A 21,802-nucleotide genomic window follows, 5' to 3' on the forward strand; every position below is an offset into this window, starting at 1 on the left:
TTACTCCGCAGGCTGGCTTTTGGTCAGGCGCTCAACGGCCCTGACCAGCTCTGCCACAGAGCGCACCTGCATTTTCTCCATCACGCGGCGGCGGTGCACCTTCACCGTGATCTCGCTAACGCCCAGCTCGGCGGCAATTTGCTTGTTCAGCATGCCGCTTATCGCCAGCGTCAGCACCTCGTGTTCGCGCGGGGTGAGGGACATATGGCGCTGCTTCAGGGCGTAGTGCTCTTTATTGCGCACGGCGTTGTGTTCCGCCAGCTGAAGCGCGGATTCAATGGCGTCGATAAGCGCGTTAGATTCGACGGGCTTGGTGAGGAATTCATACGCGCCGCCTTTAATGGCGCGCACCGACATCGGGATGGTGCCGTGGCCGGTGAGAAAAATAATCGGGATCTCGCGCCCGCTATCCTTAAGGGCGTCAGCCACCTCAAAACCCGAGATGGTGGGCATTTGCATATCAAGAACCACGCACGACGGGAGCTCTTCAAAGCGGTACTGAAGAAACGCTTCTGCCGATGAAAAGCCGACGGCGTTTAGGTCTGCCGATTCCAGCAGCCCAATCACGGACTGCCTGACTGCGTCATCGTCATCTACAACATACACAATGTGTTCCATTCACCGCCCCGGTGCTGATTGACATGTCGAGGATGCAAACAATCACTACGGCGACGTAAGAGACTGTTTATGCTGACTTTCATCTTAACACATTAACTATCATTATCATTTAACAATATGATAACCGTATGAAGTATAGCGAGCCGGGGCGGGAGTGGTGAAGGAACGAAACGCGTGCAACATGGGCAGTATGCCTCAGCGCCCTCGTTATTTGTCGGTGAGGACTTTGATCGGTAAAACAGGCTACACTCTGGTTTTGAGCGCTAAATGCTGAGGACATAACAATGCACTACACACTGAAAGAGAGCGACAAGGATAAAGCGGAAGGGTCAAACGGCGCGGGCGCTCTGCAGCAAAAACTGCTGGAGTCTCGTTCGATTGTAATCTCCGGTGAGATCAATCAGGAGCTGGCGCAGAAAGTGATCACCCAGATGATCCTGCTGCAAAGCGTCAGCAACGATCCGATCAAGCTGTACATCAACAGCCAGGGCGGCCACGTGGAAGCGGGCGACACCATCCACGACTTCATCAAATTCATTCGCCCGGAAGTGCACGTGATCGGCACCGGCTGGGTGGCGAGCGCCGGGATCACCATCTTCCTTGCCGCGAAAAAAGAGCACCGCTACTCGCTGCCAAATACCCGCTTTATGATCCACCAGCCGCTGGGCGGCGTGCGCGGTCAGGCAACGGATATTGAGATCGAAGCGCGCGAGATCATCCGCATGCTGGATCGCGTGAACAAGCTGATCGCTGACGCCACCGGCCAGCCGCTGGAAAAAGTGAAAAAAGACACCGACCGCAACTTCTGGATGTCTCCGGCAGAAGCGCTGGACTACGGCATCGTGGGTAAACTGATCACCCATTATGACGAGCTGAAGCTGGATTAAGTTTTCGCGGCGTGTTTGTGTCGGGTGACGGCTTCGCCTTACCCGACCTACGCCGGACCTAGCGTACCTCGAACACCACCACCATCCAGTTCGTTCGCGTGCCTGGCGGAAACGCCGGGTAAGGATCGAGCCGTGTGCATGCCCCCGCCCAGATGTATGTATCCTCATCAATGCGATACCAGTGCGCGTTGCCTTCCACCGCATCCCCCATCACCGCAGCCTGCACCGTCAGTTGGCTTCCCGCAGAGAGTTCACACGCCACGGGCGAGAATACCGAGGGGCTCTGTTTACGCGTGTAGACCGCTGTTGTGGTCTTAACAGAGCCAGTGACCGGCAGTTCAGTGAAATCGCTCATTTTAGACCTCATGACAGTTCTCTCTTAACGTAACGATATAAGCCGCTGTAAATATGGCGATCACGATAAAGCGTGAAACTGTCAGAATGTGTCATGCGGAAGTCTGAAAGGCACCCGTTGAGCGGGTGCCTGGAGGGTTACTTAATTCTGGGCTGCGATGCTGATAAGTTCGTAGATTTTTTTTGCCCCGGCATTTGATTGAGTCAGTTCAATATTATGTTTCTGGCCATTCTTCATATGCAGGACAATTTTTTTATTAATGGATCCTTTTATGACTACGCTACTGACTTCTCTGAAGCGGGCGTAGAAAGTTTCATACAATTTTCCCAACACGCAATAAACACCGTCATCAGTTAATACCACACCACGATCCCCTTGGCCGAAAACCGTTTCGTCGTAGTAGAACAGGATCGCATCTTCCGTGAGAGGAGGCAGCGATTGACAATGACTGGCCGCCTGGACGAAATTGCTTATTTTTTTCGCGTTGAGATTGTCGTAGCGGTAAAAATTGTGGTCTTTGTTCGTCGCATACTGTGTTAATTCACCCCCGGCTGGTTTGTGCTCCAGCGCTGGCAAGGTTTGCTGTGGCTGTTGTGGTGTTGTTATCGTTGCCTCCGATACGGAACCAACCATAGAGGCACCAACAGCTCCCATCCCCGGAAGTGTCTGGGAGGTCACGCTATGTTGAATGGTGGTCACAGTTCGGGTGTAAGCGTTGACATGGCTCCCGCCTCGCATATGCGCTGATACGTTTTGCGGGGTTTTGACCACGGTCTGCACCGGGGTCAGCACGGTTCTGAATGCCGCGCGTAGGGATGCCACAATCGAGACGATCAGAAGTGCGATAAGTGGGACCGAAAGCCACATAATTGAAAAATAGAAAATACTTTGCTTAGTGTTGGTTGCCAGCTGCGTTAACCTGGAACAATAAAGCCCTGCAGTTATCACGTACACGACACCACAAGCGATAGTGGCAGCCATGTTGCTCTCCCCGTCCATTGCCATTTCCTGGATAACGGGAAAGAGCAAACATCCATAGAGAACAGCGCTAAAGAGCGCATCGGGAAGTAATGTTTTTATCGTCTCAAAGGCTTTTGCAATATTGTAGAAGATCCACAGAAGTAACAATATCCAGCCAATGACAGGAATAGCTGCGGCGATAGCCATAAGTATCATGCTGACGATCATACTGCCAAGAATATTGCCTAAATGCCCTTCCGAAATAAGATACCAGATAAAATACAGGAAGGAACCGGCGAGAACGGCCGGGAAGGCGACCACAACGCTTGCAGGTATAAAGAAAACGAACCCGCCAAAGATAAGTAATAACAAAAAGCAAAGGCCAGGCCCATTATTGTCAGGTGTTGAGTTTGCTTCAGCGTCTATAGACATATTAGTGATCTGCCTGCGGGTTAATGATAGGGAATGGAATAAATGGCCTTGGTGTAAGCAAACTGAGAGGTAAAGGCTGTTTGGTCTTTCCGTTAACTAACGCCAGTGACGTCAGGCGCAGCGTGAGATTGCTTTCGCAATAATGCTCGCCTTCGGCGAAAGCCGTTTGGTATCGCGTGGCATCAGAATCGCCGAATGGCTCTACCTGCAAAGTATCATGAGCTACAAGGTTATTTTTTGCATCAACGAGGTCAAAGCCTATCTCTAACGAACCAACGCTTTCCATGCCACTGTCCAGCGTGAAAGTGGCGCTGCACATCCCTTGATTTGCCCAGACGGTGTTTGAGTGCCAGATCTCAATCGCATGAGATGGAGCAGCGAATAAAAGACATGCGAATACTGTGCTACAGTGTAAGTAACGGCTCATCATATTTTACCATCCTGAAAATGATGTATTAATCAACATAACCGTATGTTGCATCATCACCGGTGTCCGCTTCTTTTACGAGGCCTTGACCGCGATATTCATTAGGTAAAAACCCCCCATTAGTGCACTCTTTTTTCATGATGAGCTTTTGGTTTTTATATACTTTCAGGCCGGTATAATCCCATCCTTTTCCCGTACCGCTATAAACAACATAGCTGTAGTTGCCATTGATGAAACGATAATAATAAGCGCCTCCACCCGAGAACGTCATTTCACCCAGGCGAACCTGCGTTTTGTCTCCCTCATTTTGGGGGAGAGTCATTTCTACTTTTTCAAGTGAGCCGTAATAATAAGTAGGAACATCGTGATCCAGACGGACGATAACGTATTTTCCGTTCGTGAGTTCACAGTTGAAAATAAGCTCAGGCTCAGGCGGTGCAGCATGAACGCTTGGAATTGTCGCCAGAAGGGTCAATAATCCAGCAGAGAGTAATTGAGATTTCAACATTATTTTTCCTTAGCAGGTAAAGCAGCCGGTAACCCGGCTGCTATTTTATTATTGTGAAGCCAGTGTTTCTTGTAATTCATTCAGCTGTCCCTGCAGCTTCTGCAGTTCCATCTGTTTTTGCAATTCGGAAGCGCTTGGTTTGTTTTGCGCCTCCTTCATATTTTTTTCCAGGTCTGCAACTTGCTTTTGAGCATCAGCCCGGCCAGCTGTTTTTTTCTTCAACTGGGCGAGCAGATTGTTCATCGACTTTTGCAGTTCTTGCTGCGATTTTTGTTTACTGGCTACGTTGGCATTGCTCAGTGCTTTCTCTTTTTCAATCGCATCATTCACCGCTTTGAACTCTTTATTCAGTTCCTGATCGTATTGCAGCGTTTTTTGTTTATCTTCAACGCGCTTATCCCAGGTGCCGGAGTAGTTGCAGTTAAATTTGGTAATAATGCTGACATCACCGGTTGTCGGGTCACAATCTCGCGCGTTAGTGGCACAGCCGGCTAATATGAGGGCGCTGAGTGCAAGAAAAATATAACGCATTGCTATTCCCCTCAACCGACTTTCAGCGCGGTGCGCTGGGTATAGAGGCTATCGAGCTCGCCCTGCAGAGAGCCAATTTTGTCGCGCATCAACGCAATCTCGCTATCCAGATTTTGGGTATCACTGCCGGATTTGCTCATGTCTGCAGAAACGTCCTGCCACTGCTTCTCATGTTTTTTCATGTCGGTGATGGTGCCACGAAGGTAAGCAATGTTGGCATCCACTCCTTTAATTTGCTTCTGTACGGCGTCTTTTTTCACCGTGTTTGCAGCCATATCTTTTTCTATTTGAGCGAGGGTCTTTTTATCAGAGTCGATAACCGATTTTGCAACGCTGGTTGCGTTCTGAATGCGTTTGTTTTCGGCTTCAACATCCTTAATCGTTGCGTTTAACTGCAGCTCTTTGGAGGCGTATTTTTTGCGCTGATTATCCAGATAGGCGTTAGCCCCCATACCCACACCGCAACCGGCGATAGCGGCGGCGGCCATACATACTGCTTTGTTGCTGGAGTTACTGACAGCGCAGGCCAGTGCGCCGATTACCGCGCCGCCAGCACAGGCCTGCCAGCCTGATTTATTGAAAAACTCAACATCCTGATTATTGGCAAGGCGCGGGTCGACGCCGCCACTACTTCCCGTACTGCCATTCTGGCACCCCGCCAGAAATACCATCATTCCTGCTATCACTGCTGTGCGAATAACCTTTAACATTCCAATCTCCTGAACTATTTAATTATTTTTTTTACATGAACTAAGCCACGCCTCGCGCGCAACTTTTCCATCTTTCCAGTACCCCTGAAGGTTCTTCCAGTAGGTATCGAGATAACCGTTAAGGTTGGTTTTTCCGCGTGCAGCCATCTGTTGCAATACGACAGCGACCTGCGGTTCGATGAGGGGTTTGTCATAGGTTGTGCCCATGTCTACCAGTGTGTCAGCGTAATAACTGGTAATAAAATCAAGGGCTTTTTGATGTTGACCAAGCTGTTCCTGACGGCGGGAGCAATTAGCATCAAGCTGGCTGCCTGCGGCACAGGTTTTGGTGAAGAGCTGGTTGAGACGATCGTAAAACTCGCCGTCATCTTTCATTTTTGTGCACAAAAAGGCGCCCAACTGTAACGATGTGCGTATTGCCTGATCCCGTTGTTCATCCCGAAGCTGGCTATTTGCGCGCAGCTCACCGCGCAGTTGCTCAAGTTGTTTCTTCAGTGCGTCATCCTGGACTTTTGCCGAGATAGCATTCAGGTTTTTTAGAGAATCATCAGCTTTGCCTGCAGGTGTTTCCTTTTTACCCGTGCCTAATGATTGCCACTCTTTTTCAATCTCTTTCACCCGCTCGCGTGATGTCAGGGTTGTGGAAACTAAAACCAGACGAACACCGGTGCTTTTGGTTGTATTCTCGCCTGCATTGGCATAGTACGGCTCCTCTCCACGCAGTGAACTGCGGATATCCGCCTGAGGAGTCATATAACTGCCCCCCCGAACGACATAGCCCCCAGCCTTACCATGCAGGCGATCGAGCTTGTTCAGGCGGAACGGGTCAAACATCATCTCTGCTGCGTTGCCCAGTATGTCGTGCAATCCGAGCGGGTTAGGTTTCAGCAGGCCGGTAAGCTGAAGTTTTCCATTTGCAGACTGTGCCCCCGCAAACCAGACATAACCGTTTAATCCTTCAGGCATCGGGAAGTGGCGATCGCGGAACTCTGCGGGGGAAACCGCGAGCCCGCCGCGTGCGGCAAACTCCCACTCGGTTTCTGTCGGAAGCCGTAAAAATCCCGCCTGACCATCATCTTCAGGCAGTGCAGAAAGTTTTTCTTTTCGTAACCACAGGTTGTATTGATTTGCGAATACCATGGCATCCATCCAGCCAATACTCACCTTCGGTAAACGTCCTTTCATATCCGTCGTCGGGCATTCCCCAGAAAGCGCGCGATACTGCAGGTCGCTCAGTTCATATTTGGCCATCAGGTAATAACGGCCCTTACCACCCTTCTCCGGGAAACTGCCTGCAATGTGTTCCTGGCGAGATTGTTCAACGTATCCCCAGTCGTCGCCTTCTTGCCCCAGCGTGATGTTGTAATCTTCCAGCGGTTTATTCAGCGGGATAGCGACTTTGCGAAATGCCATGGCACCGTCGCACGGCATAGGCAATATCACGTCATCGGCCAGAGGTTTTGGGTTCCAGAACTTTTCATCCCAGGTGGCATTAGCCGCGCAGGCGTACCCGAGTCCAATGATAGCCAGGCTCATCGCCAGTTTAGATTTCACGTAAACTCTCCGCAGGTTCGATTTTCAGTGCGCGCAGTGCTCCGATAGCGGCCACGCCTAACGCCACGGCAAGGACACAGAGCAATGCTGCGATAAAATGAAGGGGGTCAAGGTGACAGACGAATGCCTGGTCCGGTAAAGAACTGCCCAACACATGGTTGAACAATGCACTGCCCAGCAGGTAGATGATCACACCCAGTCCGTATGAGACGCCGGTCAAACACAGCGCCTGAATAATAATAAAAAGCGCCACAGAGCGACGGCGAAAACCCAGAAGGCGCAGCACGGCCATATCTTTGCGCTTACGATCAATGTTGGCGATGAAGGCACCGACTAACGAGGCGATGCACCCTGATGCAGAGATCCAGGCAATCACGCCAAAGATAATACCCAGCACTCGGTCGATGGCACGCACAGACTCAATTTGAGCTGACTGAGTGATAGCCTCAATGTTTTGCGTCTCCAGCCACCGCGCGAGGAGTGAAACGTCATCTATCGAACTGGCATAGATACGTGCTCTTGAATAGCGGGTTCTCTCTCTGAACGGCTTGCCATCGCTGACCCCCAGCAAGGGAACCTGAAAGCCATCGCGGTAGTCTTCCAGAGCAACAAGCAAAGGCAATGTAATAAAGGCACCTTGACGTGAAAATTTTGCGTCATCCAGCACGCCGGTAACGGTTAAAGCGAACGTGGCGCGTTGGTTTTTCCCTTCGCTTTTTCGGCTCACCATCAGGCGCAGGATATCTCCTGTCTGCACGCCAAGGCGGCGTGCCGCACTGGCGCTGAGTACGGTATCGCTGTCTTTGACCGGTGCTCTGACATCCTGCAAAAGAGGATCGCCTTTGGCCGTCGGGATCACTTCAGCACCCGGGACAAAGTGTTGCCCGTCTCGGACCAGATCGGCCTGAGTGTTCAGCGAACGAGTCAACGGAATCGAAAATCCGACTTCTGAACGGCGGGCGAGCTTATCAAGCCAGGCAAAATCATAATTACCATTACCCGTCATACGTACTTCCCGGGTGCGAGGGTCGTCGAGAAGCTGATGGCGAAGCTGGCTGACAATGCCATTCTTCAATCCGAACAGCAGCAATAACGGTGCGATAACGGCAATCAAAGAGAAGATGATGCACAGCGCGACCTTGCGATCGTGAATGAGATCGCGCAGAGCCATACGGCACAGCAGGGTGCCTGACGCTGGCATATCAGCTGGGTAAGAAGACACTTTTTCCCTCTCCGGTCACGGCCTGATATCGGTCAATCCCAAAATGCGTCACGCGCTGCCAGTCGTGGCTCACAATAATGGCTGCCATATCCAGTGAGCGCACCAAACCGATCATCAGGTCAAACAGCCGGTCTGCATTATCAGGATCCAGCGCCGCAGTCGGTTCATCGGCAAGGAGTAAGCGTGGCTGGTGGGCAATCGCACGGATGAAGGCAACGCGCTGGCGCTCGCCGATAGAAAGCCGGGAAGGCATTCTTGTCAGCAGCGGCCGCACGCCCAGGGTGTCGATGGCCTTATCGAGCCAGGCTGACTGTAGGCTAAGTCCTGCCAGCCTGCGAACCAGAGTGATGTTTTCTATCACGGGTAACCAGGGCAACAAGCCGCCGTGCTGTAGCATAAACCCAAGCTCGCGTGCGCGAAGCGCGGCCAGGGCAGGCTCGTTTTCAGCCATGAGCGGTATTGAAATATCGCGACCGGCGAGCCGGTACTCGGCAAGATGCGCTGGGCGGAGGATCGCCCCTATCATCTCCAGAAGCGTGCTTTTACCGCACCCGCTAGGCCCGGTAAGAGCGACCACCTCTCCCTTTTTCAACGAGAGGTGCGGGAGGGCGACGCTATAGCCATGCGTCCCGCCCCGGCTGATCTCCATATCGCGGATCCTCAACATCAGGGCAGGTTCTCCAGAGGTACCGGATAAACGTTATCGCGTGGGTCGCTATCGGGCGCTAATGCCACCCAACGGTCTACATCCTGGTTGTAGCGTTGATAGTAATTAAGCTTGGTGTTCAGCCTGCGGATAAAACGCTCCTGCTCAAGGCCATCCCAGCTTTTCCAGGTTTCTTCATCCAGGCTCAATACTTCACTGAGGTAAGGTAAGCTCTCGATATATTCACCGAGCAGTCCCATCTCTCCGAGGCGGGTCGCATTTTTCCCTTTCGCCTGGTTTGGATCGTTGCCCATGGTTGCCGCCAGAGAACGCAGGCTGGCAAACATGTCATCCGGAGAAATCATCCCCTCATTGGCGGCATTGACGATCTTCTTCATGACATCGCTCAGATCGCTGAGCTCGCTTTTCGTGAGCAGTACGCGCACCTCGGTCGCCGGGATGTTTTGGTCAATCAGATCGCGGTCGCTTATCCATGACTTGAATACCGGTGGTGCCGTGGTGCCTTGCTTTTCACCCAGATAGGCAAGACGTATTGCCTTACTTAACTTGTCGGCATCACTGAGCAGGGGATCTTCTTTCTTACCGGCATATTTAGGGCTTGCCCCCAGCGCACTCCCCGCCGTTTCTTCGCCGCTCCAGGCTGTTTTAATCTGGCCGGTAATGGCATTCGCCAGCTTATCGACCATACTACCGAAGCTATTTACATCACCTGAATCAATAGGATAGTAGAGCGGTTTGTGCAGGAATGGATTTAACGTCAGCTCCTGATACTGGGCTTCAGCAGAACTGTGATTTTTCTTACCATCAGAGGTTTTCAGATGTAACGCATACAGCGCAACGCCACGATAGGCGGCTTCCTGACGCACCTGGGCGGCATCCAGATGGGTTGACGAGAGCTTATCTGTGCCATCAAGCGCGCCTGCGTCAGTAATCAGTACAACGTAGCGGGCGCCAAACTGCGTCCAGTCCACTTTGTCCAGCGCTGTCATGACCCCGCCGTAAGCATCTTCATCAACCTTGCTGCTGGAAACGGTAGCCTGCTTCAGGTCATGTACTTTAGCGAGGAAGTCTTTACCATCTTTAACGGTATTGGGGTCGACATACATCTTGCTGTCGTATTCAAGACCCGGAACCGCTTTCACGCTGGAGCGGAAAGCTACCAGGCCAAACTTGACCTGATCCTGTAAGTGTTCCTTCTCGATCCTCTTGTAGATCTTATCGATCGCCTCTTTGGTGCGATCGATATACGGCCCCATCGAGATGGTGGAGTCGATCACAAAGACAACCGAGGCGGAGAACCCTTTCATCATGTTCTTTTCATCAGCAGCGGACGCGGCCTTTTTTGCGGGCGACTTTTCGCTGACGGAGGCAACGTTGAGTACACGTACCTGGAAGCCGGTATCGGTAAACACATCATCTGAGCCAAGAACAGGTAAGAGATAAAAGTTTTTTAACTGATCCACCATGTAATCAGGCTCGCGTGCCAGAACCTGCGGGACCGGTTTATGGCTGCTCAAACTGTTGAGCATTGGTTGCAATGTTGCCGCAGGGTTTTTGCTGTTCAGAAGAGACTCAACGTCGGATTTCTCTTTAAAGAACAGCATCGGGTGACGGCCAGCAGGATTGGTAAACGCCAGCGTCAGCTGCATTTTCCAGTCAACGGTGCAGGAGGATTTCATCCAGCCAGCGGTATGACCAAAGCTGTCCGGCCCAACCTGCAGCCACGTGTCCTGACCCTGCGTTGTCCTTTGGTAAACATAGAATCGACTAAAGGCCGGCTGCTCTTTACCTGCTTCACCTGCTTTGGCGGACAGCTGGCAGCCTGGGTAAGTCAGTACCCGCTGGAATAACGCATGTTTACCTTCCTGCAAAAGCGGCTGTTTACCCGCGGCACAGACGGGGGATGCCAGCGTTGCGGCACACACCAGGCTACTGAACCAATGCATGTATTTCATTATTTATCCTATTTCTTCAGCTCAGCTAAACGGGCTTTGGCCTCGTTATTCTGCGGATCCTGATTTACAACCGACTCATACCAATACGCCGCTGTCTCTGCGTCAGGATTGAAGCATCCCCCTGGTTTTGCGGTTTTAGGGTCATATTCTTGTGCATAACGAACGGCCATCTGCGTATCGCCGGACTGGGCTTTATAGGCGTAAAGGCGCTGAGCGATATCGCAATGTTTTGCCGCTTTCGCTTTTGCGATGACGTCCAGCAGTTGTGCACTACTTGGCTGGCTACGCAGGCACCCTTTAACGAACGCCATTTCATTGCCGCTCGCCATTTGTTCATCACCACACGGCCCGGTAGTTTTCGCGACGGGTGCGGGAGGTGCCGCTGGAATTGCAGGCTCTGGCTTACGGGTAAACCACCACCCAGCAGCGGCCAGCAGGAGCAATAGAATGGCTAATCCCGCAAATAACGGCAGCTTACTTTTCGGCTTCTGCGGCTGTTGAGATACAGGCTTTTCTGCGACAGGTTCTAAAACGACAGGTTCCGGTTCTTGAACGGACATCGGCTGCACGATGGGGGTATCATTCAGCGTCTGTATATTTTCCGGAAGTGGGTTTTCACCACCGGCCTGGGAGCTAAGTAGCCCTTCAGCGATGGTCAGAATCCCCATATCCTTATTACTTCCATCTTTGATGGTGATGCGATAGGCCGCCTGGCGGTTAGCGAGTAGTGGATCGATCAGAGAAGGGCCGACCTGAACGCAGGGCGTCTCCTCATTTTGTATCAGTGGAGGGAGGGCGAGGAAAATCTCGCCACTGACCCAATCACCGTGGCTGTCCAGATACAGGCGATCCTGATTACGTACTACCGAGATTGTGACGCCCTCGGCATCGCCTTTCCAGCCTTTCAACAAGAGTAATGCGAATCCTGGTTGTATAGGGGTCAGCGTCTTAAGTTCAGGTTTGATCACGTCCAGTTACTCCTTTGCCGATTTAATCTGGCGGAGAATGACGCCCAGATTTTCGTTCTGCGCGACGCTAATCTCGCGTCCGGCAGAATGACCTGCGTTTTCGGTAATGAGTGCTTCCAGGCCAACCAGCCAGTCGATGATAAAGAAGGCACTGTAGTTCAGCTGTTGCGGCGTCAGGCGTGCCAGGCGTTCATCACCTTTCCAGACCACACTGTCGCACGTTGGTGGACGGGTAAAGATCGGCTGTTCGGGCTGGTTGAGACGGGCCGGGCGTTTCGATTCCGGCATATTTTGATAGCCCAGCCAGGTGATGAAATCGCTCATCACGTGAAGCACGCGTGAAACCTGACGCTCGACCATACGTTCACGACGAACGCCAGCCTGCTCGGTATTTTTCATTGCATTGACCAGCGCGTCCTCGACACGTGAACGCAATAACCCCGTGATCAATTCGTCTACCAGCGCTTCGGCAATCGGGCGCGGAAGACTGATGTAGTTGAGCATGGCGGCGGTTTCAGGCAGGCCGCGCAGATGGTTAATCCAGAGCTGAACGCTCTGGTGCGCGAAAGCGACCTCATGACTGTGCGTCGTCACCGCAGTTGCGCTGCTTTCGAAAGCATCTTCCACACCGATATCAAAGAATCCTGCATCTTCTTCTGCTTCAGGCGCAGACAGGGTCGTTTGCTGCATGTAAAGTGCATGGAGATCGCGGCGTGCCGGAACCAACCGCGCCAGCAGTTCGCCGTGCATGCCGCTGCGTTTTTTCAGGGTGGCAAGGATCTCTTGCGCAATTCGGGATTTTCTGGACAGCTCTTCTTCGCCGTCCGGTTGGTACCAGTTCCCCAGTCCCCCTTCGACCAGTTCGTGGCGGATCTCGTCGAGCTGTTCTGCGATCCGCTCCAGTTTCAGTTCAGGGCGGGCGACGCGGGCCAGATAATCGGCCATTCGGCGCATACCACCGTCGTTGAGGGTGAGCATCGCATCCCAGGCTTCAGCAGGGTTCGCGATGTAGCGAGCGACAGCTTCATCTTCAAGGAAGGTTTTCCGCATCAGTGCAAGCTGCCCGCCATTGTCGTCGTTGAAAGCCGCTTCACTACCTGCGTTCATGCGGATAAAGGGCGTTTGCTGGCGCGGTTTGCGCACCAGGAACGTGTTATTGAACGCCTGACCCTGGCTCCATTCCTGCATCCATTTGTACTGGCCAAAACGCTCTGTCATCGCCATTTTGATCATCCCGCCAAGCCCCCAGGACTGGCGAAGAAGTGCTTCGTCATGGGAAAGGTTTTGGCTAATGCGCAGATCAAACATGGTTAATGCCCAGACAAGGCCAGGTAAGCGACGACCACGCGCGTCGGCATCGGCGCCCTGGGTGTAACGGATCCACTCGTCCAGCACGCCGCCCACTTCTTTGACATCAGACTGTTTTGTTGAGGCCGTACACACCACCAGGACATTCATCTCCTGGTTTTCGGTATAACGTTCAAAAAGATAGGCCACTTTTCCGCGCAAAATTAACTGCGCTAGCGGGTTGCTCTCTGCATTTTTAACCTCGCGGGTGACATCACCCATGGACTCCACCGCCAGACGGCCGCGATAACCCGGGAAATCAAGCAAGTCGACGGCTTCGAAGATTGTTTCGCGAGGCGGAGCCATTAACGGGATATGCAATTCAACGGTAAGCGCGGTGAGCTCTGCCAGCGATAGCGAAATAGACGCACCCGTTTGCCCATTTACCACAGGACAGACTTCAATAGTCTGATCTGACGGGGTATTCAGCCGCTCCAGCATATCGACGTTCATGATGCTATCCCGTTGGAGAAGCATGCCGTTTTCGTTACGAACCAGCGTGCTCAGTGGGGCACGCAGCTCCTGCACTCCACCGAGACGCTGTAGCGTGTTGGCAAAACGGATATAGGCATTGGTTAGTTCTGGTACTTCGCCCCATAAAACGGAGAAAAGCTGGCCGCGATCTTCAACAGAAAGCCATGGTGCGAGGCTTACTGCCTGTGGCCAGTAGGTCAGGGCAAAACGGCTTTGCGTTTTCTCAGAATGGCGGATGAGGTAATCCCAAAAAGAAACTACGTCATCTTCGGTCACGCCAGGGCTGCGGGAGGTCAGGCGTCGTTTCGACAGGGACGCTAACAGATCGCTGATACGTTTTTCATCGAACTGCCAGTCAAATTTTTCCTGGTTGAAGTCATGGATGAATGCGTTGGCGAGGATCTTCCCCATTTCCACTTCGTTGAAGAGCTGTAACGTGACAGGCCAGCGTTCGTCCGTGCTCTGATCACTGCGGCTAAACCGGGTAACAAGACCCGTCGCCTCTTTGCCGCCGCCAGGCGGGTTGATGTGGGTCAGAAAATCGAGCTGATTGCCGCCGAGGCGTGTTTCCAGCTTTCCGTTTTCACCCGCAGCCAGCGCGGAAATGAGATACGATTTGCCTGCCTGCGACAAGCCAAAGAAGCCGATTGTCATCGGTTTCGCTGCGGCCTGCGCCAGCCTGCGTGCTTTGTTACGGCTGCGGCGCAAGTTCATGGTCAGGCGATCGGCTTCAGTGTTCAGGCGCGGCGCGTCCTGACGAACGCTAGCGATCCAATCAATGGCCAGGCCTGCACCTTGTTCGACGCCATTCCAGCCCTGGATAATGGTGTTGGGATGAATAGTGCTCATTAGCTTTTAATACTCCCGCTATCCAGCCAGTAATGGGTTTCACTCAGCCCGTTACCGACCATTGTGTTCAACTGGAATGCAACATCTCTACGGCCATAACCGCGCTGTGCGTTTTCCATTTCCATCGAGCCAATCTGGAAGCGCTCCGGACTGACCGGTTCTTCGCTACTACGTCCACGTCCCTGTTCTGCGGTTAAACCGATGCTTATTACAGCATCACCCGACAGCTCGCTTGCCAGGTTCGCACTGGTAATTTTTAGGGTATAAAGTGCGGTCGATGGCCAGCGTTCGTTATCAAGCTGGCGGAAACCGATACGCACTTCCCCCCGTGCTTCAAAGCCTTTCCCTTCGGGTAACTGGAAATTAGCGGAGTCCAAATCAACATCTCGATAGGCGACATTGCTGTCTTTAATCACATTGTTTCCATCAAGCATCCCGACATAGCGGATGGTTGAATAAGGCTTAAAGTTCGCAGTGCGGAAGAAGAAGTTGTTGAGTCTGGATTTCTCCGCTAACAGGCAGAGCATCGCCCCCACAACGGCTGTCGATTTCGGATCGTCAATGCATCCTTTCTTGTTAAACGGATACCAGCCACCGGTTTCATAACCGTGGAGTGGCAGTACGCGAGAAGGGGGAACAGGTTGAAGCTGGCGAATGAGCGCTTGAATTCCCGGCAGGCGAGATGGACGACCGGTTAAAAGTAATACATCGCAGTTGTAGTGCCAAAGTACTTCGCACAACGCGCGCAGGCTGTGGCAAATGTTCATTCGCCCGCTGCGAGGGTCGATAAATTCATTGTGCAGACGCGCAAGATCCAATTCCAGCGGTACATCCAGAATGGAGAACGGTACTTCGCTCGCAAGCTGTCCGGAACGGGCAACGTCGTTTACATAATCCTGTACTTTCTCGGTTGGAAGATTATCGGCAAGTAGCTCACGGAAGGTGTAATTCAGTATCTCCCGCCCATTTTCCGGGGAGTACTCTTCATAGCGATGCAAAATAGATAACGCCAGAGGCGCGAAGATCTGCAATGTAAGCTGCTGACGTAATACCTGTTTTCCGGCTTCGATAGATTCACTACCGAAGAGTTGTGACATCATTGATTCGGCTGCAAGATCGCTGTGGCCGACTTTGGTCATGGCCGCTTTTACTGCTGGTTGGAGGAAAAGCCGTATAACATCCAGCAGTATGTCGTCGCCTGCTACCTTAAACCCTTCACGGAAAAGCTGTTTCGGGGTAATTCGGACGTTAATGCCCTGGCCTTCATCCAGCGTGTAGCGAGAAATGACGAGGTCGGTCGTTCCTCCGCCAATGTCAATCGACGCGATTTTTAATGAGCGTGTATCGCTGGGGTCTTTTTGAGTATCGGGACGGCGAGTAGCTGCAAAAAATTCGTCCGTGCGACCGCCAAAGTAGTTCTGCGTTTCGTTATAGAGATATACCAACTGCCCACAGGTGGCTTCGTCCCACTTCACGTGTACGCCAGGATGGGCGTACTTCAAGCACTGCGGGTCATCGCCTTCATAATCCATCTCTTCCCAGCCGAGCGCTTTCCAGACCATGCGGATAGCGTCATGCATGCTCTCCTCAAAGATAGCGCGCTCAGGCTTTGGCATCGCCGGAGGGACAGTCATAATGACATTTCGTAAACGACGCGGTGTGCTGGCGTGGTTCATCTTCAGCCGCTGTGAAGGGCTGTTGATTTGCATGAGAGCCTGGCTTAATACCTCTGACAACATCATCGTCATCAGCGAGCTACGACTGTATACCGGCGTGAAGACGGGCATACGGTCTTCTTCATTTTTCAGGCGAATGAGCAATTTCCCCTGATCGTTGACCATATACAGCAGCGGTGCTGCAGTGGCTAACGGCTCTCTGTCACTTTTCACGAAGGCCTGGCTAAAGCGCCATCCCGGTGAATAGGGTTGATCGTCCCAGAGGTAGCGTTTAGGGCTGGAGATCCCTGTTGAGCCCTCGGTACCCAGGCGTTGAGCCGCCATTCTGAAGGCTTCTCCGCCGACGCGTCCAATGGTTGGCCATGTGAAGGCATCGCTGCGCCCGCTTTTTAGCGAGAAATCCTGCTTGCCGAATTCGGCCTGGGCAAACTCGAGACGGCTGTCAAAAGGCTCGTTATAAACAAATTGCGGTTGGCTCAAATCGCGGAGCTGAAGCTGATAAAGTTGAGAAAGCCCTTTATTGTCGTCACGATGTTCTTCGATCAAGATGCCGCAGCTACGTGAGTTACCAATGTCCAGCACGAGGTCTACAGGTATCGCTGAGTCCCGGATTTTTACGTCATTGACCTGTACTTCAGGAACGACAATCGTCGTCGCCAGGACATGCAGAAGGTTAAGATAATGCGCCTGATGTTCCTTCTGCAGCAGTTTTTCATCAATGTCATCAATATGTTGGCGTAATACTTCGCGAGCCTGAGTACTGAAAACTTCCCGTAGCCATTCATCCACCCATGGCAGTGAGAGAAACTCCCTCATCTCGTGAGGATGGCGTGCCAGAGCAAATCCCGCACCTGAACGGATATCATCCTCGCCCGGTGCGAGATACTGCGTGTTCTCGCGATCCGGGAAAATTTTGGTATCAAAAATCAGAGTAGCGCGCCAGGTATTACCCTTTTCATCCGGCTCAGGCAGCTCATGGAACTGGACGCGTGACCAGTTATAGGGCCCGTGAGCAAAGGCTCGTGGCGGGTTGAAGCGGAAAAATGGCAGCGGTAACCAGAGGCCGCGATAGAGGCGTAGCGACTCTTCGGTCGTCAATGTGTAGTCGGAGTCTGCGTAGCGAGGAGGTTCGCTGTCAGGCAGAGGGAGCTGCAGCTTATCTTCCCTCTCATTATAGATAAGCCGCATAATAGCCTCGTCACCCTGTTGACGAAGAAATTCCCCATATTCTTTACGCGTTGGCAGGGTAAAGGCGAAATCAAGGAACTGGATCCCGCTGTCGCGAATAAGTTTGACCTGTTTTTTAAAATCAGTGAGTTCAGCGAGCATTTACTGACTTGCCTCCTGCTTCATCGAAATAGGGAAAAGTGTTTTGGCGTCGTAACGGCCTTTGCAATTCGCAATGTTTTGCGCGCCGGGAGCACACAGAATTTCTGGCATTTGGTAGCGTGAGCCATCGGAGCACTGTGCTTCTCCCTGATTGTTAATGGCGAGATGACCTGACTGAATGGCCGCATTGACCGCGCCACGACAGGTCACACCGTCGCCACGGATCATCTGTACTTCGCCCTTACCGTCATTGATTTGGTAACTCAGACTAAGGGGCTTTCCTGTGCGTTGATCCTGAATACCAGCCCCTGCGTGCCAGTTCCCGTCCAGAAAACGGGTATTTCCTTGTGCCAGTGAAGATGCAGGCAGGGTCAACGGGACTTTAGCACCAGCTGAGGTATTGGCTGATGGCGCTTCGAGAGCAGGTGCTGTTCCGCCGGGATGAGGGCCATTCGTGGCTGACGCAGGATCCACAGCAGATGCCGTTGCTGCTGCGCTTTGTGACGGCGTTTGTAATGCTGATTGCTCTTGTGACGTTGTGAGTGAAGTGCCCGTGGCGCTTAAAATCTCACTGCCCGTTGTCGAATGCAGGTTCGCCTTAGACGTTGTTGTGCTGATGATGGCCCTTGACGACGGCGCAAGAGATTCGGCTGTTGGAAGGTGGGGCGCGGGCAAAGCGGGTACAGAAGATGAAATACCAGGGATCGTTATGCCTGGCATGCAACCCCGTAAGAACAGTAGCGCTAAAAGGAGTAACAGAAGTAGCGGCAGTAGCCAACGCAACCATGCGGGTAAGAGCAACCACCAGCGTCTTTTGGCGGGCCTTTGATGCGTAAAGGTGCGTTCTGGTATCACCGGTTCAATACTTGCTGATTGCGGAGGCAAGGCTGTAGATATTGGACGCAAACAGTCTAGCGGCTCGATGCGGGCCTGGTTAGTGGCGTTCACAAATCCCCAAAAACTGATGACCGGCTTTCCACCTACCAGCCACACGTGCTGCTGATCGGGGAATTGCATCGCTTTTTCAAGTAATTTCCCAAAGAGCCGGCGTTCCGGCTGCTGGCTTTGGGCAAATTCATTACTTATCTGGCGAAACGCTGCATGGGTGGTTTCGAGTTGCGCGAGCGCGGCCTGGCGCTCAGCTTCCGTTGCGGCCGTCCATGGAATAACGTCACCGGCCAGCGGGGCATACCAGTCGATTCGATCGCCATGCTCGCTGATTTGCGGGATGGCTAAAGTGTCAGCAACCGCCGTTTGTTTTCTAAGTCGTAGGGTTTCACGCAGCTGTAATGCGGAAATATATACTGCCTGTCCATTCTCACCCATCGACTGATATTTATCGAGCTTGTCACTGCATAGAAAAATTTCTTTCACGCTGCATGCCTTTGCTGTTAAACGAACAAGTGAAAGCTGGTTCCACTGTGGAAAAGGACGCCGCAAATACGCCTGGTAATCTGCGTCATTTGTTTATGGCAACAAAATATTGAGTATTATCGGCAAGTGGCCGAAAACGTTTAGACCTAAACTAAACTTATTATTGGGACCTGCGCATATCCGATTACCGCAAAAAAAGTTTCACTGTGAAACTATATTTCTGGCAATGTATTCATTTTCTCTAATGTGTTAGTCACAACCCTGCGGTATATATTCCTTCACGGCGTTGTTCATCATCTTATTAAATTCCTGCGTATTATTGACAGCAAATACCTTTCCACCTGTATTGCTGGCAATACAGTTTCCGGCGCCGGTATTCATGATATCGACAACATTGACCTGTAATCGGGGCTTACGTTTTTTTAGCTCAAGCGCGACATCGCAAGGCGAGCCTCCGCATGTCTCTTCCCCATCCGTCACCAGTAGAATTATGGCATCACGGTCAACGCCATTAACTCGTTTCCCCGCCTCTTCTAACGCCTCTGCCAGAGCGGTTTTACCCACCGGCTGGATTTTATCAATTAACTTTTTTAGCTCAGCGCGTTGTTCCGGCAGGAAAGCCGGAGTTGCGCTCACCTGGTGGCAGTTAGCTGCGGCAATAAGGCTAATGTCCATGTCATTTGGCACGTCATCGATAATGTGTTTAGCGGATTGATGCGCGAGCGTAATGCGGCGAGGTTCACGATCGATACCGGGTACAGGTTTATCCTGCATCCACCGCATTATCTCTTCTGGTGTGGCATCCATGCTCATGGCCATAGAGCCAGAAGCATCAAAAATAATAACCATTTCAGGTGCCTGCTGTTTTGTCCGCTGTGCCGGGCAGAGCATTTTGACCTGATGCTCAGGGGCTGGCTGGACGGGAGAAACGGCAGGAGTGACTACTTTGACAGTCGGCCAGCAGCCGCGCAGGAGAACAAGAGCCAGAAGCAGAGCCAGCGCTAAAAGCCCCAGCCATAACCACCCACGCTTTTTAGGCAGCTGTTCTGCCGGCAACTTAGTTGCCGGCATGATGTCCCAGCCTGTAATCACAGGCTGACCGTCAACGATCCATATTCTTTCTGGTGAGGGCTGTCTGGCTATTTTTGCCAGTAACTGCAGTGTTTCGGGAGAAGTCTGCGCGCTAGTCGAGAGTGTTTGATGAAGTTGAGTGAGTGCCGCCAGCTTTTGTGAGAGGAGTATGGCGATTTTGTCTCGCTCAACGACGTTTAAAGCGTTAAAGCGTTGGGGTTTACCATTTATTTCGCTATACCATTCAACCGCACCATCTTCAGCCTGCTGAGGGCGGGCAAAAAGATTTAGATAAGTTTTAGAAAGGTGTCGGTCAATAAGATTATTTACGACAGAAAACGTTGAAATATATTCTTGTAAGCAATGTTCGCTCTCAACGGTCCTTGTGATTCTAATCATTGCCTTTAATGAGCCAGGTATGCAAAAGAAAATAGCTTAGAGCTAAATATAAAAAATGACAATCTCTAATACTAATCTTGTTCTTAAAATTAAAAAACTACCAGTTTTAAGAGGTAAGATGTTTTGAGTAAAAGTAAACATCGGACAGGGGAAAAGGTTCAGGAAAAATTATCATTTAAGTTTTACTTTAATACCACTTCACCTAATGACCAGGTTTATCATTGCCAACACGCGCGTGGCAGGCAAATCATCTGCGCTTGACCCACGACAAAGCAGCCCTCCACGCTCTCCACCATAATCGCGCCTGTTTCCCTTCTCACTGGTGCTACCCATGGCGTATCAATTGAACCTGAACTGGCCGGAATTTCTTGAGAAATACTGGCAAAAACAACCCGTTGTGCTGAAAAATGCCTTCCCGAATTTTGCCGATCCGATTACACCGGACGAGCTGGCGGGTCTGGCGATGGAGCCGGAGGTCGATAGCCGTCTGGTAAGCCATTTCAACGGTAAATGGCAGGCCAGCAACGGTCCGTTTGAGCACTTCGACGATCTGGGCGAAACCGGCTGGTCGCTGCTGGCGCAGGCGGTGAACCACTGGCATATGCCCGCCGCGGAGCTGGTGCGTCCGTTCCGCGTTCTGCCGGACTGGCGTCTGGACGATCTGATGATCTCCTTCTCCGTGCCCGGCGGCGGCGTGGGTCCGCATATCGATCAGTACGATGTTTTCATCATTCAGGGGATGGGCAGCCGCCGCTGGCGCGTGGGCGACAAGCTGCCGATGCGTCAGTTCTGCCCGCATCCGGCGCTGCTGCATGTCGATCCGTTCGAGCCGATCATCGACGAAGATCTGGCCCCGGGCGATATCCTCTACATCCCGCCAGGATTCCCGCACGACGGCTTTACCCATGAAACGGCGCTTAACTACTCCGTCGGCTTCCGCGGGCCAAACGGCCGCGATCTGATCAGCAGCTTCGCCGATTACACGCTGGAGAACGATCTGGGCGGCGAGCACTACAGCGATCCGGATCTGACCTGCCGCGAACACCCGGGCCGCGTGGAGCAGTACGAGCTCGATCGCATTCGTCAGATGATGATCGACATGATCGGCAAGCCTGATGATTTCACAAAATGGTTCGGCAGCTTTGTCTCCACGCCGCGCCACGAGCTGGATATCGCCGCCGCCGAGCCGCCGTACGCGCCGGAAGAGGTGCTGGACGCGCTGCAGGGCGGCGAAACGCTGTCTCGCCTGAGCGGCCTGCGCGTGCTGAACGTCAACGGCAGCTTCTTTATCAACAGCGAACAGCTGGAGACGGTAGACGCGAAGGCGGCGGATGCGCTGTGCCGCTACACGGAACTCGGCCAGGCCGAGCTGGGCGATGCGCTGAAAAACCCGGCATTTGTTGAAGAGCTCACCGGGCTGATTAACCAGGGATACTGGTACTTCGACGAGTAGTGCGGCACGGTTTTCTCCCTCTCCCTGTGGGAGAGG

The 21,802-nt window shown here is 52.4% G+C and carries 18 protein-coding genes; 2 read left to right on the forward strand and 16 right to left on the reverse strand.

The features are described from left to right. Window positions 1-618: a response regulator gene (locus ELK40_RS03380; protein ID WP_127729456.1), complete on the reverse strand. Its 618-nt coding sequence runs from the start codon at window positions 616-618 to the stop codon at window positions 1-3. A 284-nt stretch (window positions 619-902) separates the two neighbouring features. On the opposite strand from ELK40_RS03380, the gene ELK40_RS03385 reads away from it, so the two are divergent. Then, window positions 903-1,505, forward strand: a complete 603-nt coding sequence (locus tag ELK40_RS03385; RefSeq protein ID WP_008501342.1) for an ATP-dependent Clp protease proteolytic subunit — start codon at window positions 903-905, stop codon at window positions 1,503-1,505. Window positions 1,506-1,563: 58 nt separating this feature from the next. On the opposite strand, the gene ELK40_RS03390 is transcribed toward ELK40_RS03385, so the two are convergent. From ELK40_RS03390 to ELK40_RS03460, 15 genes are all read right to left on the reverse strand, one after another. Continuing rightward, on the reverse strand, window positions 1,564-1,860 hold the full coding sequence (locus ELK40_RS03390; protein WP_115876571.1) for an SH3 domain-containing protein: 297 nt from the start codon (window positions 1,858-1,860) through the stop codon (window positions 1,564-1,566). A gap of 141 nt (window positions 1,861-2,001) precedes the next feature. Continuing rightward, window positions 2,002-3,252: a hypothetical protein gene (locus ELK40_RS03395; protein WP_127729458.1), complete on the reverse strand. Its 1,251-nt coding sequence runs from the start codon at window positions 3,250-3,252 to the stop codon at window positions 2,002-2,004. A 1-nt stretch (window position 3,253) separates the two neighbouring features. Further along, the gene (locus ELK40_RS03400) at window positions 3,254-3,682 is read right to left on the reverse strand and encodes an IrmA family protein (RefSeq protein ID WP_127729460.1); all 429 of its coding nucleotides are present in this window, start codon (window positions 3,680-3,682) and stop codon (window positions 3,254-3,256) included. A gap of 25 nt (window positions 3,683-3,707) precedes the next feature. Then, entirely contained in the window at window positions 3,708-4,187 is a 480-nt protein-coding gene (locus ELK40_RS03405) for a hypothetical protein (protein ID WP_206529376.1), read from the reverse strand. 48 nt (window positions 4,188-4,235) lie between these two features. Continuing rightward, window positions 4,236-4,718 carry a hypothetical protein gene (locus ELK40_RS03410; protein ID WP_115876568.1) on the reverse strand — a complete coding sequence of 161 codons (483 nt, stop codon included), beginning with the start codon at window positions 4,716-4,718 and terminating at the stop codon, window positions 4,236-4,238. A gap of 11 nt (window positions 4,719-4,729) precedes the next feature. After that, window positions 4,730-5,428, reverse strand: coding sequence for a hypothetical protein (locus tag ELK40_RS03415; RefSeq protein ID WP_133293703.1), 699 nt, complete (start codon window positions 5,426-5,428; stop codon window positions 4,730-4,732). 18 nt (window positions 5,429-5,446) lie between these two features. Beyond that, entirely contained in the window at window positions 5,447-6,982 is a 1,536-nt protein-coding gene (locus ELK40_RS03420) for an SUMF1/EgtB/PvdO family nonheme iron enzyme (protein ID WP_083239558.1), read from the reverse strand. After that, the gene (locus ELK40_RS03425) at window positions 6,972-8,153 is read right to left on the reverse strand and encodes an ABC transporter permease (protein ID WP_244599401.1); all 1,182 of its coding nucleotides are present in this window, start codon (window positions 8,151-8,153) and stop codon (window positions 6,972-6,974) included. The genes ELK40_RS03420 and ELK40_RS03425 overlap by 11 nt, the downstream gene beginning before the upstream one ends. 31 nt (window positions 8,154-8,184) lie before the next feature. Beyond that, window positions 8,185-8,871 (reverse strand): ATP-binding cassette domain-containing protein, encoded by a 687-nt coding sequence (locus ELK40_RS03430; RefSeq protein WP_115876565.1) that lies wholly within the window; start codon window positions 8,869-8,871, stop codon window positions 8,185-8,187. Then, window positions 8,871-10,826, reverse strand: coding sequence for a vWA domain-containing protein (locus ELK40_RS03435; protein ID WP_115876564.1), 1,956 nt, complete (start codon window positions 10,824-10,826; stop codon window positions 8,871-8,873). The genes ELK40_RS03430 and ELK40_RS03435 overlap by 1 nt, the downstream gene beginning before the upstream one ends. An 8-nt stretch (window positions 10,827-10,834) precedes the next feature. Next, entirely contained in the window at window positions 10,835-11,794 is a 960-nt protein-coding gene (locus tag ELK40_RS03440) for a hypothetical protein (RefSeq protein WP_127729462.1), read from the reverse strand. 6 nt (window positions 11,795-11,800) lie between these two features. Then, window positions 11,801-14,464 (reverse strand): virulence factor SrfC family protein, encoded by a 2,664-nt coding sequence (locus ELK40_RS03445; protein WP_127729463.1) that lies wholly within the window; start codon window positions 14,462-14,464, stop codon window positions 11,801-11,803. Further along, entirely contained in the window at window positions 14,464-17,469 is a 3,006-nt protein-coding gene (locus tag ELK40_RS03450) for a virulence factor SrfB (protein ID WP_127729465.1), read from the reverse strand. Before ELK40_RS03450 ends, ELK40_RS03445 begins: the two co-directional genes overlap by 1 nt. Beyond that, window positions 17,470-18,843: an SrfA family protein gene (locus ELK40_RS03455; protein WP_164850614.1), complete on the reverse strand. Its 1,374-nt coding sequence runs from the start codon at window positions 18,841-18,843 to the stop codon at window positions 17,470-17,472. Between the two features lie 249 nt (window positions 18,844-19,092). Beyond that, window positions 19,093-20,313 carry a VWA domain-containing protein gene (locus tag ELK40_RS03460; protein ID WP_127729467.1) on the reverse strand — a complete coding sequence of 407 codons (1,221 nt, stop codon included), beginning with the start codon at window positions 20,311-20,313 and terminating at the stop codon, window positions 19,093-19,095. Between the two features lie 331 nt (window positions 20,314-20,644). Here ELK40_RS03460 and ELK40_RS03465 point away from each other — a divergent pair, with 331 nt between their 5' ends. Beyond that, entirely contained in the window at window positions 20,645-21,766 is a 1,122-nt protein-coding gene (locus ELK40_RS03465; RefSeq protein ID WP_127729469.1) for a cupin domain-containing protein, read from the forward strand. Window positions 21,767-21,802 lie beyond the last annotated feature (36 nt).

The sequence above is a fragment of the Enterobacter sp. N18-03635 genome (assembly GCF_004006055.1).
Classification (GTDB): domain Bacteria; phylum Pseudomonadota; class Gammaproteobacteria; order Enterobacterales; family Enterobacteriaceae; genus Enterobacter; species Enterobacter vonholyi.

What these genes read in the sequence shown, in the direction of transcription:
- ELK40_RS03380 (WP_127729456.1), bottom strand. Translation starts at nt 618, where the DNA reads ATGGAACACATTGTGTATGTTGTAGATGACGATGACGCAGTCAGGCAG.
- ELK40_RS03385 (WP_008501342.1), top strand. Translation starts at nt 903, where the DNA reads ATGCACTACACACTGAAAGAGAGCGACAAGGATAAAGCGGAAGGGTCA.
- ELK40_RS03390 (WP_115876571.1), bottom strand. Translation starts at nt 1,860, where the DNA reads ATGAGCGATTTCACTGAACTGCCGGTCACTGGCTCTGTTAAGACCACA.
- ELK40_RS03395 (WP_127729458.1), bottom strand. Translation starts at nt 3,252, where the DNA reads ATGTCTATAGACGCTGAAGCAAACTCAACACCTGACAATAATGGGCCT.
- ELK40_RS03400 (WP_127729460.1), bottom strand. Translation starts at nt 3,682, where the DNA reads ATGATGAGCCGTTACTTACACTGTAGCACAGTATTCGCATGTCTTTTA.
- ELK40_RS03405 (WP_206529376.1), bottom strand. Translation starts at nt 4,187, where the DNA reads ATGTTGAAATCTCAATTACTCTCTGCTGGATTATTGACCCTTCTGGCG.
- ELK40_RS03410 (WP_115876568.1), bottom strand. Translation starts at nt 4,718, where the DNA reads ATGCGTTATATTTTTCTTGCACTCAGCGCCCTCATATTAGCCGGCTGT.
- ELK40_RS03415 (WP_133293703.1), bottom strand. Translation starts at nt 5,428, where the DNA reads ATGTTAAAGGTTATTCGCACAGCAGTGATAGCAGGAATGATGGTATTT.
- ELK40_RS03425 (WP_244599401.1), bottom strand. Translation starts at nt 8,153, where the DNA reads ATGGCTCTGCGCGATCTCATTCACGATCGCAAGGTCGCGCTGTGCATC.
- ELK40_RS03430 (WP_115876565.1), bottom strand. Translation starts at nt 8,871, where the DNA reads ATGTTGAGGATCCGCGATATGGAGATCAGCCGGGGCGGGACGCATGGC.
- ELK40_RS03435 (WP_115876564.1), bottom strand. Translation starts at nt 10,826, where the DNA reads ATGAAATACATGCATTGGTTCAGTAGCCTGGTGTGTGCCGCAACGCTG.
- ELK40_RS03445 (WP_127729463.1), bottom strand. Translation starts at nt 14,464, where the DNA reads ATGAGCACTATTCATCCCAACACCATTATCCAGGGCTGGAATGGCGTC.
- ELK40_RS03450 (WP_127729465.1), bottom strand. Translation starts at nt 17,469, where the DNA reads ATGCTCGCTGAACTCACTGATTTTAAAAAACAGGTCAAACTTATTCGC.
- ELK40_RS03460 (WP_127729467.1), bottom strand. Translation starts at nt 20,313, where the DNA reads ATGATTAGAATCACAAGGACCGTTGAGAGCGAACATTGCTTACAAGAA.
- ELK40_RS03465 (WP_127729469.1), top strand. Translation starts at nt 20,645, where the DNA reads ATGGCGTATCAATTGAACCTGAACTGGCCGGAATTTCTTGAGAAATAC.